The sequence below is a fragment of the Deinococcus pimensis DSM 21231 genome, from assembly GCF_000519345.1.
Lineage (GTDB): Bacteria > Deinococcota > Deinococci > Deinococcales > Deinococcaceae > Deinococcus_A > Deinococcus_A pimensis.
This window is the reverse complement of record NZ_KI912657.1, coordinates 37,456-39,035: the sequence shown is the minus strand read 5'-3', so window position 1 is coordinate 39,035 and position 1,580 is coordinate 37,456. Positions and strand designations below refer to the sequence as shown.

Here is a 1,580-nt window from a genome sequence, read left to right as displayed (position 1 = left end):
GCGAGGTCCCGGGCCGTGCGCGCCGCGTCCGCGAACTCGGCGGCGAGCAGGGCGAGGGCGCACCTGACGCCCTCCGCGTGCCGGGCGTCAGGTGTGCCGTCGGGCTTCAGGACCGTCGCGCCGTGGTCGAGCACCTTGTACGAGGGAAACGGCAGCCGGACACGGCCGAACGCCTCGGAGGAGCGTCCCGTGACGGGCACCACGACGCCGTGGGCGCTCATGTGCTCGAAGACCGCCGCCTGCCGCAAGGTGAGCAGGCCCTGCGGGTGTCCGGCGCGGTCCACGGCGCCCACCGTGAAGTCGGTGTCGGTGAGGTGACCGGGGTGCTTGCGCCGGGACGAGAAGAGCGTGTCGTCGAGATCGACGAAGGCGATCAGACGCACGTGACCTCCGCGCCGTACCAGTTCCGCAGGACGTCCAGGAGCCCGGCGGGCAGGTCCGGCGTTTCCGCCACGATCAGGACGCGGTCGTACGTCTCGCCGGGCGAGCGGTACAGGTAGTTCGGGATGCCCTGCCCGTAGTTGTCCGGGAACTCCGCGCGCTCCAGGATCTCGCCGTGGGGCAGGACGGGACTGCGGGTGGTGGCCTTCACCCACGCCACGCTCCCCGCGTTCTCGACGCGCCGGGCGAGCGCGTGGGCGGCGCTCATGTACTCCCCGGTGCCGAGCACGAGCACCCGCTCTCCGGGTGCGGCTTCGTTCACGTGGGTGCCGGTCTCCCCTGCCCATACCCCGAGACGCTCTCCCCCGGCAGGGGCGCGGTGCTCGCCCTCGCCGCGTACGTCCGGCAACGTGGGCGCCCAGTCGGGGCGGGAGGCGAAGGAGAGGACGCCCCGCAGCAGCGAGCGACGCTCGACGTGCACGGGCGAGCCCTCGTACGCGCTTGCCGGCGCGAAGTCCTTGAGGCTCACGACCGTGACCCGTTCGAGCGCGGGGAGCCGCGCGGCGAGCGCCCGGATGAGGTTCAGGGCGGTGGCACCCGTGCTGATCTCGTCGTCGACGATGGCGATGTGCCGGGCCGACAGGAAGACCTCCCGCTTGGAAGGCTCGGTGGGAACGTGCAGCAGTTGCGCGGTGGCGTGGCTGTGCGTTTCCTCGAAGGTCAGGAAGTCGGGCGCGACGCGGTAGCGGGTGGTGGTGACGAACAGGCGCCCGTCGTGGTCCGCGTGGCCGCCCATCGCCTCGAACACGCCGCGCCCCAGGGCGGTCGCGGTTTCCGCCATGCCGATGACCAGGGTCACGTCCGGGGCGACCTGCCGGCCGAGGAGTTCGTACGTGAGGCTCATCTCGCCCGGGCGGGCGGGCAGGTGTTTGCCGAGGACCCGGCTGAGCAGCAGGAAGCCGCGCCTGGGGTTCTGCCGGACTCCGACCGTGAGGAGCCGAGCGGCGTCCAGCGTTCCCTCCGTCAGGGTGAGGGTGAGCCGCCCGCAGGGCAGGTCGTGAATCCAGGGTGTGACGACGGCGTTCATGAGGAGCTCCCCACGGGCTCCCGGGGCACGCCGCGCACCACGTGCGCCACGTGGAGGTTGAGCAGCCGCGCGCCGTACGCGGGCGGCGGGACGTCGCCCGCGCTCGCCTCGC

Annotated in this window: 2 protein-coding genes; both read right to left on the bottom strand. The window is 72.8% G+C overall.

The features are described from left to right. The coding region (locus DEIPI_RS40090) for an HAD family hydrolase (RefSeq protein WP_483782853.1) at positions 1–383 on the bottom strand (383 nt) is incomplete at its 3' end. Beyond that, positions 374–1,468, bottom strand: coding sequence for a phosphoribosyltransferase domain-containing protein (locus tag DEIPI_RS31875; protein WP_052351789.1), 1,095 nt, complete (start codon positions 1,466–1,468; stop codon positions 374–376). The genes DEIPI_RS40090 and DEIPI_RS31875, both read right to left, overlap by 10 nt. Positions 1,469–1,580: the final 112 nt, after the last annotated feature.